Genomic DNA, 14,763 nt, shown 5'->3' with positions numbered 1-14,763 from the left:
CACTCCGACCAGCTTCCGACATCTCTTGTCGTAGACGCCAATCCCGCCTCTTGCCAAGCGCGGTCACGATTACTAGGATATCCAAGTATCTACGCGGAAGGCTTCACCATGACCACACAGACAGCGGATGCCCGTATCCCCCATTTCATCGACGGGAAGCGCAGCGAGCTCTCGTCCACTCGTACGGCCGGCGTGCTGAACCCGAGCACCGGCGAGGTTCAGGCGCAGGTCCTGCTGGCCAGCAAGGCCGACGTCGACACCGCCGTCGCCTCGGCCGTGGAGGCCCAGAAGGAGTGGGCCGCCTGGAACCCGCAGCGCCGCGCCCGCGTGATGATGAAGTTCATCGAGCTGGTCCACGCCAACATCGAGGAATTGGCAGAACTGCTCTCCATCGAGCACGGCAAGACGGTCGCCGACTCCAAGGGCGACATCCAGCGCGGTATCGAGGTCATCGAGTTCGCGATCGGCATCCCGCACCTGCTCAAGGGTGAGTTCACCGAGAACGCCGGCAGCGGCATCGACGTCTACTCCATCCGACAGCCGCTCGGGGTCGTCGCCGGAATCACGCCGTTCAACTTCCCCGCCATGATCCCGCTGTGGAAGGCCGGCCCGGCGCTCGCATGCGGAAACGCGTTCATCCTCAAGCCTTCCGAGCGGGACCCCTCGGTGCCGGTGCGCCTGGCCGAGCTGTTCGGAGAGGCCGGGCTGCCCGCCGGTGTCTTCCAGGTGGTCCAGGGCGACAAGGAAGCGGTCGACGCGATCCTGACCCACCCCGACATCCAGGCCGTCGGCTTCGTCGGCAGCTCCGACATCGCGCACTACATCTACTCGACCGCCGCAGCGCACGGAAAGCGTTCCCAGTGCTTCGGCGGCGCGAAGAACCACATGATCATCATGCCCGACGCCGATCTCGACCAGGCCGTCGACGCGCTGATCGGCGCCGGCTACGGCAGCGCCGGCGAGCGCTGCATGGCGATCAGCGTCGCGGTCCCCGTCGGCGAAGAGACCGCGAACCGTCTGCGTAATCGCTTGGTGGAGCGCGTCAATCAGCTCCGGGTCGGCCACAGCCTCGATCCGAAGGCCGACTACGGACCGCTGGTCACCGGTGCTGCGCTCGAGCGCGTACGTGACTACATCCGTCAGGGTGTCGAGGCCGGCGCCGAGCTGGTGGTCGACGGGCGCGAGCGCGCCACCGACGAGCTGACCTTTGACGGAGCGGAGCTTTCTGCCGGATTTTTCATAGGCCCCACCCTGTTCGACCACGTCACCACCGACATGTCGATCTACACCGACGAGATCTTCGGGCCGGTGCTGTGCATCGTGCGCGCCAAGGACTACGAAGAAGCGCTGAGCCTGCCGACCAAGCACGAGTACGGCAACGGCGTGGCGATCTTCACCCGCGACGGTGACGCCGCCCGTGACTTCGTGTCCAAGGTCCAGGTCGGCATGGTCGGGGTGAACGTGCCGATCCCGGTCCCGGTGGCCTACCACACCTTCGGCGGCTGGAAGCGGTCCGGCTTCGGCGACCTCAACCAGCACGGGCCGGCGTCGATCCAGTTCTACACCAAGGTCAAGACCGTCACCGAGCGGTGGCCGTCGGGCATCAAGGATGGCGCCGAATTCGTCATCCCCACCATGAAATAGATTCGGAAATGGACTATTTCGGCATGGACGAGGACGAACGCGTCATCGTCGAGACGGCGGCCGCGTTCGCGGAGAAGCGGCTGGCACCGCACGCGCTGGAGTGGGACGAAACGCACCACTTCCCCACCGACGTGCTGCGCGAGGCCGCCGAACTCGGCATGGCGGCGATCTACTGCCGCGACGACGTGGGCGGCAGCGAGCTGCGGCGTATCGACGCGGTACGCATCTTCGAGAAGCTGGCGACCGCCGATCCGACCGTCGCGGCGTTCCTGTCGATCCACAACATGTGCGCGTGGATGGTCGACAGCTTCGGCACCGAGGAGCAGCGCAAGGAATGGGTGCCACGGATGGCGTCCATGGAGACGATCGCCAGTTACTGCCTGACCGAACCGGGCGCCGGATCGGATGCAAGCGCCTTGCGCACCAGGGCGGTTCGCTCTGGGTCGGATTTCGTCCTGGACGGGGTGAAGCAGTTCATCTCGGGTGCGGGCACCTCCGAGGTCTACGTGGTGATGGCCCGCACCGGCGATGACGGACCGCGCGGCATCTCGACGTTCGTGGTTCCGAAGGACACCCTGGGCCTGAGCTTCGGCACCGACGAGGTGAAGATGGGCTGGAACGCCCAGCCCACCAAGCAGGTCATCTTCGAAGGCGCCCGGGTGCCCGCCGACGCTCTGCTCGGCGGAACCGAGGGTGAGGGCACCGGGTTCGGCATCGCGATGAAGGGTCTCAACGGCGGACGCATCAACATTGCGGCCTGCTCGCTGGGCGGCGCGCAGGCGGCCTACGACAAGTCGGTGGCGTACCTGGCCGACCGGCAGGCGTTCGGCGGGTCCCTGCTCGACGAGCCGACCATCCGGTTCACGCTCGCCGACATGGCCACCGCGCTGGAGACGTCACGGGCGTTGTTGTGGCGCGCGGCAACGGCTTTGGACAACGAGCACCCGGAGCGCGTCGAGTTGTGCGCGATGGCCAAACGCTATGTCACCGACGCCTGCTTCGAGGTCGCCGACCAGGCCCTGCAATTGCACGGCGGCTACGGCTACCTGCGCGAATACGGGCTGGAGAAGATCGTGCGCGATCTGCGGGTGCATCGCATCCTGGAGGGCACCAACGAAATCATGCGCGTGGTGATCGGGCGGTCCGCCGCTGCCCGTGCCCGCGCTTGCTGACAAGGGAGGTCAGACTCTATGACGACGATCGCGTTCCTGGGCCTGGGCAACATGGGCGGCCCGATGGCGGCGAACCTTGTGGCGGCCGGGCACGCCGTGCACGCCTTCGACCTGGTCGACGACCTGAAGGCGGCGGCAAAAGCCAAGGGCGCGAGCGTTTTCGACAGCGCCGCGGCCGCGGTCGCCGACGCCGACGTGGTGATCACGTCGCTGCCCAACGGCACCATCGTCAAGACCGTGTATGACGAGGTGGTGCCGGCGGCCAAGGCGGGCGCCCTGCTGATCGACACGTCCACGATCTCGGTCGACGACGCCCGCGCCATCCATACCCAGGCGACCGACAAGGGACTGTCCCAGATCGACGCGCCGGTCTCCGGCGGCATCAAGGGCGCCACGGCGGGCACGCTGGCGTTCATGGTCGGCGGCGAGAACGACGCGTTCGAGCGCGCCAAGCCGGTGCTGGAACCCATGGCGGGCAAGATCATCCACTGCGGCGCCTCCGGCGCCGGGCAGGCCGCGAAGCTGTGCAACAACATGGTCCTCGCCGTGCAGCAGATCGCGATCGGCGAGGCGTTCGTGCTCGCCGAGAAGCTCGGGCTACCCGCCCAGTCGCTGTTCGACGTGATCACCGGTGCCACCGGAAACTGCTGGGCCGTGCACACCAACTGCCCCGTGCCCGGGCCGGTTCCGACGTCACCGGCGAACAACGATTTCAAGCCCGGCTTCGCGACGGCACTGATGAACAAGGACCTCGGCCTGGCGATGGCCGCGGTGAACTCGACCGGGGCGTCGGCGCCGCTGGGCACCCACGCCGCCGAGATCTACGAGCAGTTCACCAAGAACCACGCCGATAAGGACTTCAGCGCGATCATCGAGATGCTGCGCGGTTGAGCCCGCGCCGCACCGCTCAGGCGGCCGTTGGGCTGCGGTGCGTGTCGTTCCACGAGTCGTGCAGGCGCTGACAGTCGCCGACACACCGCGGGGCCGCTGCGTCGCTGTCGATCAGGACGGTCGCCACGCCGGTGGCCGCGGCCGCCCGTCGGCTCTCCTGCGACCCCGCGAACGCCAGACACTCCTGCGCAGGGGCGCCGAGTTCGGCCAGCATGGCCGCGTACAGCTCACCGCGCGGGGCGTCGTCGGTGGTGACGATCGTGGTCACCACGCCGTCGCCGACGAGTTGCCGCACCAGCGGTTCGACCCAGGTATGGCTGCCCGTGCTGATCAGCCCGACGCCGATGCCGGCACCGTAGGCCTCGGCGATGAGCTCCGCCATCCCCGGCCGCGCCGTGATGTCGGCGTCGAGCACCGTCTCGTCGAGGATCATCGCCTTCGTCGCGCAGATCTCGTCGACCAGCAGCTCGGCGAGCACGTCGCATTCGGTCATCACGCCCCGCTTGCGCAGTTCAGCGGCCACGCGGCGACGTTCGTCGGGCAGCGCCTGCAGTTGCCGGTAGCGCGCGGAGGTCCACTCGATGTCCAATCCGAGCTCGGCGAACGCCTTGTTGTAGGCGGGCCGGTGACCGGCGTCCTCGATGTCGGCGAGCGCGTCGAGATCGAAGATCACCGCGCGCAGCTTCTTCATCGGCTGGGCCGGGGCGCCGCTGGGCTGGGGCCAGTCCCACCAGAATCGGCCGGCTCGCCATGCTCTCTGCTCTGTCGATTGCACAATCAGATCGTGGCGCACGTCACACCTGATCCGCCTCCCCCGCGCGGGGGATTATCCGGGCCAAGTTGGGCAGCGACCCGCCGGCGCGCCTCTAAGGTGGGGGCCATGGCTGCCGATCCGGTGCGCATCGTGCTGGTCGACGACCACGAGATGGTCATCGAGGGCCTCAAGGCCATGCTCGCCGCGTTCAGCGACCGGGTCACCGTGGTCGGCCAGGCGGTGGGCGCAGACCACGTGCTGGGCGTGGTCGCCGGCCTGGACCCCGACATCGTGCTCTGCGATGTGCGCATGCAGGGCTCCAGCGGCTTGGACGTGTGCCAGCAGTTGCGCGAGCGCGACCCCGGCCGCAAGGTGGTGATGCTGTCGGTCTACGACGACGAGCAGTACCTGTACCAGGCGCTGCGGGTCGGCGCATCGGGCTACCTGCTCAAGAGCATCAGCAGCGAGGAGCTGGTCAAACAGCTCGAGTACGTGCACGGCGGCCAGACCGCGATCGACCCGAGCATGGCGGCCCGGGCCGCCGACACCGCGGCCCGGATGCAGCGCGACGAATTCTGGCCCGGCGCCCGGCACGGTCTGACCCAGCGGGAGAGCGAGATCCTGGCACTGGTGGTCAACGGACTGTCCAACCGCGCCATCGCCGCCAGGCTCATCATCGGCGACGAAACCGTCAAGACCCACCTGAGCTCCATCTACCGCAAGCTCGGCGTGTCCGACCGCACCGGCGCCGTGGCCACCGCGCTGCGGGAAGGCATCTACCAGTGACCCGGCCACTGCTGACCGCCGACCGCGAGCTCGCGCTGCTGCGCGAACTCATCAGGGCCGCATCCAGCGGTCCTGGCGTCGAGCCGCTGGCCGCCGCGGCGGCCAGGATGATCACCGCGGCCACCGACTCCGACGTGTGCTTCGTGCACGTGCTCGACGACACCGAGCGCTCGCTGACGCTGGCCGGCGCCACCCCGCCGTTCGACTCGGAGGTCGGCAAGATCAGATTGCCACTGGGACAGGGCATTTCAGGTTGGGTAGCCGGCAACCGGCAGCCGGTGGTGATCAAGAAGGACAAGGAGTCCGACCCTCGCTACCTGCCGTTCCAGTCGCTGCGCGGCCGCGATTTCACCTCGATGGTGTCGGTGCCGATGGAGACCGACCCGGGCGGACTGGTCGGCGTGCTCAACGTGCACACCGTGGCCGAGCGCGACTTCGGCGACCGCGATGTGGAACTGCTGCTGGTCATCGGTCGCCTGATCGCCGGTGCGATGCACCAGGCCCGGCTGCACCGGCAGCTGGTGGCGCGCGAGCGTGCGCACGAGAACTTCGTCGAGCAGGTGATCGAGGCGCAGGAACTGGAGCGCCGCAGGCTCGCCGGCGACATCCACGACGGCATCTCCCAGCGCCTGGTCACGCTGTCCTACCGCCTCGACGCCGCCGCTCAGGCCGCGAGATCACCGGGCGATCGGGACGCCCTGCACGAGCAGCTGGACCGGGCCCGGGAGCTCGCCGAGCTGACGCTGCAGGAAGCCCGCGCCGCGATCAGCGGGTTGCGCCCGCCGGTGCTCGACGACCTCGGACTCTCCGGCGGGCTGGCCAGCCTGGCCCGTTCGATCCCGCAGATCACGATCGACGTCGACCTCGACGACACCCGCCTGCCCGACCACATCGAGCTGGCCCTGTACCGCATCGCGCAGGAATGCCTGCAGAACGTCGTCAAGCACGCCCACGCCTCGCTCGCCCGGCTGGTCTTCCGGGTCGACGACAACACGGCCAGACTTGAGATCGCCGACGACGGAGTCGGTTTCGACACCTTCGAACATCCGTTGGGCAGTGACGAGATGGGCGGATACGGGCTGCTGTCGATGGCCGAGCGCGCGGAGATCGTCGGCGGCCGGCTCAACATCCGTTCCCGGCCCGGATCCGGCACCACGGTCACCGCGACCATCCCGCTGCCCCCGGTCACCCACCCCGCTGCGGACACCGACCGCCCGTGACCCGCTGACCCCTCAGAAGTCGCCGGCGCTGTGGCGCAGGGTCTGGATCGCCTCGGCCAGCATCCGGGACTGTTCGGTCGAGATACCGATGTCGGCGAACACGTCGGTGTTCAGCGTCACCGTCGCATCCTCGACCGTCGAGCGGCCCAGCTCGGTGATCCGCACCAGCGTGGTGCGGCCGTCGGTCGGGTGCGGCACGCGTTCGACCAGACCGTCGGCCTCCAACCGGCGGATCGCGTGCGTGACGCTGGTGACGTGCACCTGCAGCCGGTCGGAGGCCTTGGTGATCGGCAGCGCGCCGGTGCGGCTGAAGGCCAGCAGGCGCAGCAGCTCGAACCGCGAGAAACTCAGGTCGTAGGGCCGCAGCGCGGTCTCCACCCGGGCCAGCAGGATCTGATGGGCCCGCATCACCGAGGTGACCGCGACCATCCCGTCGGCGACGTCCCCCCACCCGGAGCGTTCCCAGTTCGCGCGCGCGGTGGCGATCGGGTCGCGCCGTTCGGATGCCACGCCTCTTCTTACCGCACGGCGCGCACCGGGTCACAACCGCCGTTCCAGCAGCACCGTCCCGTCGGCCGCCGACACCAATTGCACGGCCGCGATCTGCGTGACGGCCATCGGGGTGGTGGCGCTGGGCAGCGCGGTGGCACCCGAGACGCCCAGCCAGGTGGCGATCTCGCTGCGGCTCCCGTCGTGGCCGATCACCACCATGCCGAGGTTCTGTGGGGGCGCGTCCCGGCGTCCCCAGTCCCCGTACGAACAGGCCATGTCGATGCGGGTGCCCCATCCGTAGCCTTCGAGCGCGATGCTCGCGTTGATCGGCGTCTCGGCGACCTTGGTCATCTCCTGCATCTGCGCGACGGTCTGATCGGCCTGCGGCCGGATCGCGAGCACCAGCGCGACGGCCAGCGCCGCCGCGGCCACCCCGACGGCGGCCGTGGTGAGCCACCGGGTGCGGCGGTGCCGCACCGCGGCGCGCTCGATCGCGGTGACGTCGTCAATCTCCAGCCCGGCCAGCATCTTCGGCATGTCGCTGATCTCGGTGACCGCCGAGCGGCAGTGCCGACAGCCGGCCAGGTGGTGTTCGTACTCGCGACGTTCGTCGCCGTCCAGCGCGCCCAGTACATACGCGGCGTCCCAGGTCAGGTAGCGGTCCTGCATCACGGCGTCACCCCCATCTCCTGCAGTCCGAGCCGCAGCGCGCGGACTGCGTAGTGCAGCCGGGACTTCACGGTGCCCTCCGGGATCCTCAGGTCCGCGGCGATCTGTCCCGTGGTCCAGCCCTGGTAGTAGGCCCGCCGCACGACGGCCCGGTGTTCGTCGGACAGCCTGCCCAGCGCGGTGCGCAGCAACATCCGGTTCAGCGTGGTGTCCGACTCGTCGGGTGAGGCCCGGTCGGCGACATACTCGACGTCGGGCATCCCGGTCTCGTGACGGGACCGGGCGCTGCGGTGTTCGTCGATGATCATGTTGCGCGCGACGGTGAACAGCCAGGCCCGCGCCGAGCGGTCGGCGTCGGCGGTGACCTCGGGGTGGCGCCACGCCCTCAGCAGCGTCTCCTGCACGATGTCCTCGGCCCTGGCCCGATCACCGGTCAGCCGCAGCGCGTAACTCCAGAGCGCGGCCGCATGCTCGTCGTAGAGCGCCCGCATCGTCGCCGGATCGTCCATCACGTCCTCCGTCTACGACACGACGGCGGAGGACGATCGGTTCAGACCGGTCTCAGGCGGTCAGAATCCTCGGTCCGTCGTCGGTGACCGCGACAGTGTGCTCCCAGTGTGCCGCGCGGGAGCCGTCGGCGGTGACGACGGTCCAGCCGTCGTCGAGCACGATCGTCTTGCTCGTCCCGAGGGTGAGCATCGGCTCGATGGCCAGCACCGAGCCCGGGGCCAGGTACGGACCGCGGCCCGGTGACCCCTCATTGGGCAAAAACGGGTCCATGTGCATCTCGCGGCCAATGCCGTGGCCGCCGTAACCGGCGACGATGCCGAACGTGCGGCCGTGCCGCTTCGCCGCGGCCCGGGTGCCCTGCTCGATCGCGTGCGAGACGTCGGTCAGCCGGTTGCCCGGCACCATGGCGGCGATGCCGGCCTCCATGGATTCCCGGGTGGCGGCCGACAGCGCATCGTCGACGGCGATGACGTCGCCGACGCCGAACGTGACCGCGGAGTCGCCGTGCCAGCCGTCGAGGATGGCGCCGCAGTCGATCGACACCAGATCCCCGGCGGCCAGCTTCTCGTCAGCGGTCGGGATGCCGTGCACCACGCGGTCGTTCACCGACGCGCAGATCGACGCCGGGAAGCCGTGGTAGCCGAGGAAGGACGGAACACCTCCGCCGTCCCGGATCACTGATTCGGCGACGGCGTCGAGCTCGAGCGTGGACACGCCCGGCGCGGCCGCGGCCCGCACCGCGCGCAGGGCGGCGGCGACCAGCGCGCCGGCGGCGGCCATCGCGTCCAGCTCACCGGCGGTGCGCTGGGGAACGACCTTGCGGCTGCGGAGCCCGGGAATGGAGACCATTCAGCGGCCGAGCGCGGTGAGCGCCCGCTCGAAGACCTTGTCGAGCTCGCCGACGGCGTCGACGGTCTTGAGGTCGGCGGAGTAGTAGTCCAGCAGCGGCGCGGTCTCGTCCCGGTAGACCTTGAACCGGTTGCGGATCACGTCCTCGGTGTCGTCGGCGCGACCGCGGCCCTTCAGACGGGAGACCAGTTCCTCCTCCGGGACCCGGAACTCGACCACCGCGTCGAGCGCCTGGCCGCGCTTCTCCAGCATCTCGGCAAGGGCCTTGGCCTGCTCCACCGAGCGCGGGAAGCCGTCGAGGATGAAGCCCTGCTTGGCGTCCTCGTCGTCGAGGCGGTCGTCGACCAGCGCGTTGGTGAGCGTGGCCGGGACCAGGTCTCCGGCGTCGAGATACTTCTTGGCCTCGATGCCCAGCTCGGTGTTGTTGCTGATGTTGTGACGGAACAGATCGCCGGTCGAGATGTGCGGGATGCCGAGCTTCTCCGCCAGCTTCGCGGCCTGCGTACCCTTGCCCGCGCCGGGCGGTCCCAACAACACGATTCTCACTTGAGGAACCCTTCATAGTTGCGCTGCATGAGCTGGCTTTCGATTTGCTTGACGGTGTCGAGCGCGACGCCCACGGCGATGAGGACGGCGGTACCTCCGAACGGCAGGTTCTGCACCGAACCGGTGTTGCCGATCTCAAGGAACAGGTTCGGCAGCACGGCGATGATGCCGAGGTAAATCGAGCCCGGCAGCGTAATGCGAGACAGCACGAACCGCAGGTAGTCGGCGGTCGGCTTGCCCGGGCGGATGCCGGGGATGAAGCCGCCGTACTTCTTCATCTCGTCGGCGCGTTCCTCGGGGTTGAACGTGATCGACACGTAGAAGTAGGTGAAGAACACGATCAGGCCGAAGTAGATCGCTATGTAGACCGGGCTGCTCGGGTCGGTCAGGTACTCAGCGACGAAGGTCTGCCACCACCCGGTGCTCGGGGTGTCGCTGGCGCTGGTGATCAGCTGGGTGATCAGGTGCGGGATGTAGATCAGCGACGACGCGAAGATGACCGGGATGACGCCGGCCTGGTTGACCTTCAACGGCAGGTAGGTCGACGTGCCGCCGTACATCTTGCGGCCCACCATGCGCTTGGCGTACTGGACCGGGATACGGCGTTGACCCTGCTCGACGAAGACCACGCCGACGACGATCGCGACGGCCGCGAGACACACCAGCGTGAAGACCATGCCACCGCGGCTGTCCAGGATGTTCTTGCCCTCACCCGGGATCGACGCCGCGATGCTGGCGAAGATGATCAGCGACATGCCGTTGCCGACGCCGCGCTCGGTGACGAGCTCGCCCATCCACATGACCAGCGCCGCGCCGGCGGTCATGACGATGACGATGACGGCCAGGGTGCCGATGTTGAGGCCCTCGCTCTGTCCCTCGATGATGTCGAGCGCACAACCCTGCAGCAGCCCACCGTTGGCGGCCAGCGCCACGATGCTGGTCGCCTGCAGGATCGCCAGCGCGATCGCGAGGTAGCGGGTGTACTGAGTGAGCTTCGTCTGGCCTGCCTGCCCCTCTTTGCGCAGCTGCTCGAAGCGCGGGATCACCACGCCGAGCAGCTGCACGATGATGCTCGCGGTGATGTAGGGCATGATGCCCACCGCGAACACCGACAGCTGCAGCAGCGCGCCGCCGGAGAACAGGTTGATCAGCGAGTAGATCTGTCCGGACTCGCCGCCGCTGACCTGGGCGATGCACTGCTGCACGTTCGGGTAGTTCACCCCCGGCGACGGCACCGAGGCGCCGACCCGGTAGAGGATCACGATGCCGAGCGTGAACAGGATCTTTCGCCTCAGATCGACTGTCCGCAGTGATGAGATGAAAGCCGAGAGCACTCTTTCCTCCTGCACGGCCGGTCGATCTCGGCGTGCTCATGTGGCTGGCGGAACCAGCGTCGTGGTTAAGGCGTGGGCGCGACGGCACGAGCAGGCAGAACAGCCTGCGCAAGTCACGCGTTCAAACAGTCTACGAGACTAACAGTTGCAGGTTGGTTGCCCCGAATCCGGCGGCCCCGGAATCGGCGTACATTCGAAAGCAGTTATTAACCTGGCTAATTAATAGGAACAGGATTTCCGCGCATGCCACGTACCGACAACGACACCTGGGACCTCGCCTCGAGCGTGGGTGCGACCGCGACGATGGTCGCCGCCGCACGCGCGGTGGCCACCCGTGCCGAGCAGCCCGTGATCGACGATCCGTTCGCCGAACCGCTGGTGCGCGCGGTCGGGGTCGACTTCTTCACCCGTCTGGCCACCGGTGAGCTGACGACGGCCGAACTGGACGCCCGTGACGGCGGCGAGTCCCCCGTCGGGATGAGCCGGTTCGCCGACGGCATGGCCGCCCGCACCCGGTTCTTCGACGACTTCTTCGCCGCCGCGATCGCCGCCGGTGTCCGGCAGGGCGTCATCCTGGCCTCCGGCCTGGACGCCCGCGCCTACCGGCTGACGTGGCCGCAGGACATGACGCTGTTCGAGATCGACCAGCCCGAGGTGCTGGAGTTCAAGGCCCGGACGCTGGCCGACCTCGGCGCCGCCCCGTCGACGACGTTGAAGACGGTCGCCATCGATCTGCGCAACGACTGGCCCGCGGCGCTGGCCGAGGCCGGCTTCGATGCGAGCGCGCCGACGGCGTGGATCGCCGAGGGGCTGCTGGGCTACCTGCCGCCGGAAGCGCAGGACCGGCTGCTGGACACGATCACCGAGCTGAGCCCGGCGGGCAGCCGGCTGGCGGTCGAGGCCGTGCCCACTCATCAGGACGTCGACGACGACGAGCTGCGCGAGCAGATGAAGGAGTCCACCGACCGCTGGCGGGCCCACGGGTTCGACATCGACTTCTCCGACCTCGTGTTCACCGGGGATCGCGCGGAGGTCGACGAGTACCTGCGCGACCGCGGCTGGACCGTGGACGCGACACCCACCAACGACCTGCTGACCCGGTACGGCCTGACGTCGTTGAGCCCCGACGAGCGCTTCGGCGACGTGCGGTACGTCAACGCGAGCAAGTAGAGGGGACCGCAGATGGCACGCACCGAGGGCGACTCCTGGGATCTTACGTCGAGCGTCGGGGCGACGGCGACGATGGTCGCCGCTGCGCGCGCCATCGCCAGCCGCGAACCCGCGCCGCTGATTGACGACCCGTATGCAGCACCATTGGTGCGCGCGGTCGGGATCGAGTTCTTCACCAAGGTCGTCGCCGGAGAGATCGACTACGCCTCCGGTGACGACTCCGGGGGAGCCTCGTTAATGACGGACGTGATGGCAGTCCGGACGCGGTTCTTCGACGACTTCTTCGCCGACGCGTGTGGAGCCGGGCCGCAACAGATCACGCAGGCCGTCATCCTGGCGTCGGGGCTGGACTCCCGCGCCTACCGGCTGGATTGGCCGACGGGCACCACCGTGTTCGAGATCGACCAGCCCGCCGTCATCGAGTTCAAGACGGCGACGCTGGCGGCACTGGGCGCCCAGCCTGCTGCACAACTGCACACCGTTGCGGTCGACCTGCGCGACGACTGGCCGGCCGCGTTGCGCGAGGCCGGCTTCGACGCGGACGTGCCGACCGCGTGGATCGCCGAGGGGCTGCTCGTCTATCTGCCGCCGGATGCGCAGGACCGGCTGTTCGACGAGATCACCCACCTGAGCGCGCCGGGTAGCAGGCTGGCCACCGAGTACCACCCCGATGCCGGGGCGAGCATCGGCGAACGCGGCTGGGGCCTGCGCGATCAGTTTCAGGACCAAGGTCTGGATCTCGACGTGGCGAGCCTGTTCCACACCGCGGCCCGACGTTTTCGCGAAGTACGGCCGCAAGTTCCACGCCCCCGAACGCCTTGCCGCGCTGCGTGATTCGATAGCGCTTACCGCAGACCTCCCCGAAAGGAACTCTCATGACACGCACTGATGGGGACACCTGGGATCTGACCTCGAGCGTCGGCGCCACCGCAACGTCGGTGGCCGCGTCCCGGGCGTTCGCGAGCCGAGCTCCCGACCCGCTGATCCACGACCCGTATGCCGAGCTCCTCGTCGAGGCCGTCGGCATCCCGCACTTCGTCAAGGTCGCCACGGGCGAGATCGACTTCACGGTCGGCGCCGACGATGATCCGCTGTTCGGCGCCGACCAGATGAAGAGCCACATCGCGGTGCGCACCCGCTTCTTCGACGACTTCTTCACCGACGCGGGCGCCGCCGGTATCCGCCAGGCCGTCATCCTGGCCTCGGGGCTCGACACCAGGGCCTACCGGCTGGCCTGGCCCGCGGGCACCGTCGTCTACGAGATCGACCAGCCGTCCGTCATCGAGTTCAAGACCCGGGTCCTCGACGATGCCGGCGCAGCGCCCACCACCGACCGTAGGACCGTCGGGATCGATCTTCGCGAGGATTGGCCGAAAGCGTTGCACGAGACGGGTTTCGACCGGTCGACTCCGACGGCGTGGATCGCCGAGGGGCTGCTCATCTACCTGCCGCCCGAGGCGCAGGACCGGCTGCTGGACAACATCTCGGATCTCAGCGCGCCCGGCAGCCGGCTGGCCACTGAGCACATGGACATCAAGGCGATGACCGGCGACTGGGCCAAGGCGATGACCGCGCGCGCCCGCAGGCACGGCAGCGACATCAACCTCGAGGAGCTGTTCTACAACGGACCCCGCGCGAGCGCCGGCGACCACCTGCGCGCGCAGGGTTGGCAGACGGAGGTACTGACGAGCTCGCAGGCCTACGTCCAGAACGGTTTTGAGCCCGTCGACGACGCGCTGCGCGCGATGGTCGGCGATTCCGGTTACCTCACAGCGACGTTGGGATAGAACCCATGGCGCGCACCGCAGACGATTCCTGGGATCTGGCCTCCAGCGTGGGAGCGACGGCGACGCTGGTCGCGACCGGCCGGGCGGCGGCCAGTGCCGATCCCGACCCGCTGATCAACGACCCGTTCGCCGAACCTCTGGTTCGGGCCGTCGGCATCGAGTTCTTCACGAAGCTGCTCGACGGTGAGATCGACCTGTCGCAGTTCCCCGACAGTTCGGCAGAGCGTGCGCAGGCGATGATCGACGGAATGGCGGTGCGCACCAAGTTCTTCGACGACTGTTGCGTGGCGGCGACAGCCGCCGGTGTCGCGCAGGTCGTGATCCTGGCCTCCGGGCTGGATGCCCGCGCCTACCGACTGGCGTGGCCGGCGGGCACCGTCGTCTACGAGCTCGACCAGCCGAAGGTGATCGCGTTCAAGACTCAGACATTGAACGGTCTCGGCGCTGCGCCGACGGCGATCCATCGGCCCGTGGCGATCGACCTTCGCGAGGACTGGCCCGCGGCGTTGCGGGAAGCCGGGTTCGACTCGTCACAGCCCACCGCGTGGCTGGCCGAGGGGCTGCTCATCTACCTACCGCCCGAAGCCCAGGACGCGTTGTTCGACCGGATCACCGCGCTGTCCGCGCCGGGTAGCACGATCACCACCGAATACGCGCCCGGCATCATCGATTTCGACGCGGCCAAGGCGAGCGCGCTCTCCGAACCGTTGCGCGACTACGGTCTCGATCTCGACATGCCGTCGCTGGTGTACGCCGGTGCCCGCAGCCACGTCATGGAATATCTGAGCGGTAAGGGCTGGACCGTCACCGGCGCTCCTCGCCTCGAGCTGTTCGAGCGCTACGGCCGAACCGTGCCGGCGGGCGCCGAGGACACTGACCCACTCGGCGAGATCGTCTACGTCAGCGCGACTTTGGCTCAGTAACTGTCGCCGCCTGGCT

The 14,763-nt window shown here is 68.4% G+C and carries 15 protein-coding genes and 1 pseudogene; 9 read left to right on the top strand and 7 right to left on the bottom strand.

What is annotated here, in order from left to right:
* Nucleotides 1-108: 108 nt before the first annotated feature.
* Genes KXD97_RS13560 through mmsB form a run of 3 tightly spaced genes read left to right on the top strand, consistent with a single transcriptional unit; the run spans nucleotide 109 to nucleotide 3,707 of the window.
* Entirely contained in the window at nucleotides 109-1,644 is a 1,536-nt protein-coding gene (locus KXD97_RS13560; RefSeq protein WP_260757344.1) for a CoA-acylating methylmalonate-semialdehyde dehydrogenase, read from the top strand.
* Between the two features lie 8 nt (nucleotides 1,645-1,652).
* Entirely contained in the window at nucleotides 1,653-2,816 is a 1,164-nt protein-coding gene (locus KXD97_RS13555; protein WP_260757343.1) for an acyl-CoA dehydrogenase family protein, read from the top strand.
* Nucleotides 2,817-2,834: 18 nt separating this feature from the next.
* Nucleotides 2,835-3,707 carry a 3-hydroxyisobutyrate dehydrogenase gene (mmsB, locus tag KXD97_RS13550; protein ID WP_260757342.1) on the top strand — a complete coding sequence of 291 codons (873 nt, stop codon included), beginning with the start codon at nucleotides 2,835-2,837 and terminating at the stop codon, nucleotides 3,705-3,707.
* A 16-nt stretch (nucleotides 3,708-3,723) separates the two neighbouring features.
* Here the strand turns inward: mmsB and KXD97_RS13545 are convergent, their stop codons facing one another.
* The gene (locus tag KXD97_RS13545; RefSeq protein WP_260757341.1) at nucleotides 3,724-4,482 is read right to left on the bottom strand and encodes an HAD family phosphatase; all 759 of its coding nucleotides are present in this window, start codon (nucleotides 4,480-4,482) and stop codon (nucleotides 3,724-3,726) included.
* 105 nt (nucleotides 4,483-4,587) lie between these two features.
* Here KXD97_RS13545 and KXD97_RS13540 point away from each other — a divergent pair, with 105 nt between their 5' ends.
* Nucleotides 4,588-5,247, top strand: coding sequence for a response regulator transcription factor (locus tag KXD97_RS13540; protein WP_260757340.1), 660 nt, complete (start codon nucleotides 4,588-4,590; stop codon nucleotides 5,245-5,247).
* Nucleotides 5,244-6,467 (top strand): GAF domain-containing sensor histidine kinase, encoded by a 1,224-nt coding sequence (locus KXD97_RS13535; protein WP_260757339.1) that lies wholly within the window; start codon nucleotides 5,244-5,246, stop codon nucleotides 6,465-6,467. The genes KXD97_RS13540 and KXD97_RS13535 overlap by 4 nt, the downstream gene beginning before the upstream one ends.
* Nucleotides 6,468-6,479: 12 nt before the next feature.
* Here KXD97_RS13535 and KXD97_RS13530 read toward each other — a convergent pair whose 3' ends face one another.
* The 6 genes from KXD97_RS13530 to secY are packed head-to-tail and all read right to left on the bottom strand — an operon-like array spanning nucleotide 6,480 to nucleotide 10,867.
* On the bottom strand, nucleotides 6,480-6,977 hold the full coding sequence (locus KXD97_RS13530; protein WP_260757338.1) for a MarR family transcriptional regulator: 498 nt from the start codon (nucleotides 6,975-6,977) through the stop codon (nucleotides 6,480-6,482).
* Between the two features lie 30 nt (nucleotides 6,978-7,007).
* A complete protein-coding gene (locus tag KXD97_RS13525; protein ID WP_260757956.1) occupies nucleotides 7,008-7,628 on the bottom strand; it encodes an anti-sigma factor in 621 nt (206 codons plus the stop codon).
* Entirely contained in the window at nucleotides 7,628-8,137 is a 510-nt protein-coding gene (locus KXD97_RS13520; protein WP_260757336.1) for a sigma-70 family RNA polymerase sigma factor, read from the bottom strand. The genes KXD97_RS13525 and KXD97_RS13520 overlap by 1 nt, the downstream gene beginning before the upstream one ends.
* A gap of 52 nt (nucleotides 8,138-8,189) precedes the next feature.
* Entirely contained in the window at nucleotides 8,190-8,987 is a 798-nt protein-coding gene (gene map, locus KXD97_RS13515) for a type I methionyl aminopeptidase (protein ID WP_260757334.1), read from the bottom strand.
* Nucleotides 8,988-9,533, bottom strand: a complete 546-nt coding sequence (locus KXD97_RS13510) for an adenylate kinase (protein ID WP_260757333.1) — start codon at nucleotides 9,531-9,533, stop codon at nucleotides 8,988-8,990.
* On the bottom strand, nucleotides 9,530-10,867 hold the full coding sequence (secY, locus tag KXD97_RS13505) for a preprotein translocase subunit SecY (RefSeq protein ID WP_260757332.1): 1,338 nt from the start codon (nucleotides 10,865-10,867) through the stop codon (nucleotides 9,530-9,532). The genes KXD97_RS13510 and secY overlap by 4 nt, the downstream gene beginning before the upstream one ends.
* Nucleotides 10,868-11,110: 243 nt before the next feature.
* Here secY and KXD97_RS13500 point away from each other — a divergent pair, with 243 nt between their 5' ends.
* From KXD97_RS13500 to KXD97_RS13485, 4 genes and pseudogenes are all read left to right on the top strand, one after another.
* Nucleotides 11,111-12,037, top strand: coding sequence for an SAM-dependent methyltransferase (locus KXD97_RS13500; protein ID WP_260757331.1), 927 nt, complete (start codon nucleotides 11,111-11,113; stop codon nucleotides 12,035-12,037).
* A 12-nt stretch (nucleotides 12,038-12,049) separates the two neighbouring features.
* Nucleotides 12,050-12,701: pseudogene (locus KXD97_RS13495) on the top strand (class I SAM-dependent methyltransferase); the annotation flags it as partial.
* A gap of 211 nt (nucleotides 12,702-12,912) precedes the next feature.
* Nucleotides 12,913-13,824, top strand: a complete 912-nt coding sequence (locus KXD97_RS13490; protein WP_260757330.1) for a class I SAM-dependent methyltransferase — start codon at nucleotides 12,913-12,915, stop codon at nucleotides 13,822-13,824.
* Between the two features lie 5 nt (nucleotides 13,825-13,829).
* Nucleotides 13,830-14,747: a class I SAM-dependent methyltransferase gene (locus KXD97_RS13485; protein WP_260757329.1), complete on the top strand. Its 918-nt coding sequence runs from the start codon at nucleotides 13,830-13,832 to the stop codon at nucleotides 14,745-14,747.
* Nucleotides 14,748-14,763 lie beyond the last annotated feature (16 nt).

It is taken from the genome of Mycobacterium sp. SMC-8 (assembly GCF_025263565.1).
Classification (GTDB): domain Bacteria; phylum Actinomycetota; class Actinomycetes; order Mycobacteriales; family Mycobacteriaceae; genus Mycobacterium.
This window is presented reverse-complemented; position numbering and strand designations above follow the sequence as displayed.

Bases quoted from the DNA above. Each gene is read 5' to 3' on its own strand.
- KXD97_RS13560 (WP_260757344.1), top strand. From the start codon at position 109: ATGACCACACAGACAGCGGATGCCCGTATCCCCCATTTCATCGACGGG.
- KXD97_RS13555 (WP_260757343.1), top strand. From the start codon at position 1,653: ATGGACTATTTCGGCATGGACGAGGACGAACGCGTCATCGTCGAGACG.
- mmsB (WP_260757342.1), top strand. From the start codon at position 2,835: ATGACGACGATCGCGTTCCTGGGCCTGGGCAACATGGGCGGCCCGATG.
- KXD97_RS13540 (WP_260757340.1), top strand. From the start codon at position 4,588: ATGGCTGCCGATCCGGTGCGCATCGTGCTGGTCGACGACCACGAGATG.
- KXD97_RS13525 (WP_260757956.1), bottom strand. From the start codon at position 7,628: ATGCAGGACCGCTACCTGACCTGGGACGCCGCGTATGTACTGGGCGCG.
- KXD97_RS13520 (WP_260757336.1), bottom strand. From the start codon at position 8,137: ATGGACGATCCGGCGACGATGCGGGCGCTCTACGACGAGCATGCGGCC.
- map (WP_260757334.1), bottom strand. From the start codon at position 8,987: ATGGTCTCCATTCCCGGGCTCCGCAGCCGCAAGGTCGTTCCCCAGCGC.
- KXD97_RS13500 (WP_260757331.1), top strand. From the start codon at position 11,111: ATGCCACGTACCGACAACGACACCTGGGACCTCGCCTCGAGCGTGGGT.
- KXD97_RS13490 (WP_260757330.1), top strand. From the start codon at position 12,913: ATGACACGCACTGATGGGGACACCTGGGATCTGACCTCGAGCGTCGGC.
- KXD97_RS13485 (WP_260757329.1), top strand. From the start codon at position 13,830: ATGGCGCGCACCGCAGACGATTCCTGGGATCTGGCCTCCAGCGTGGGA.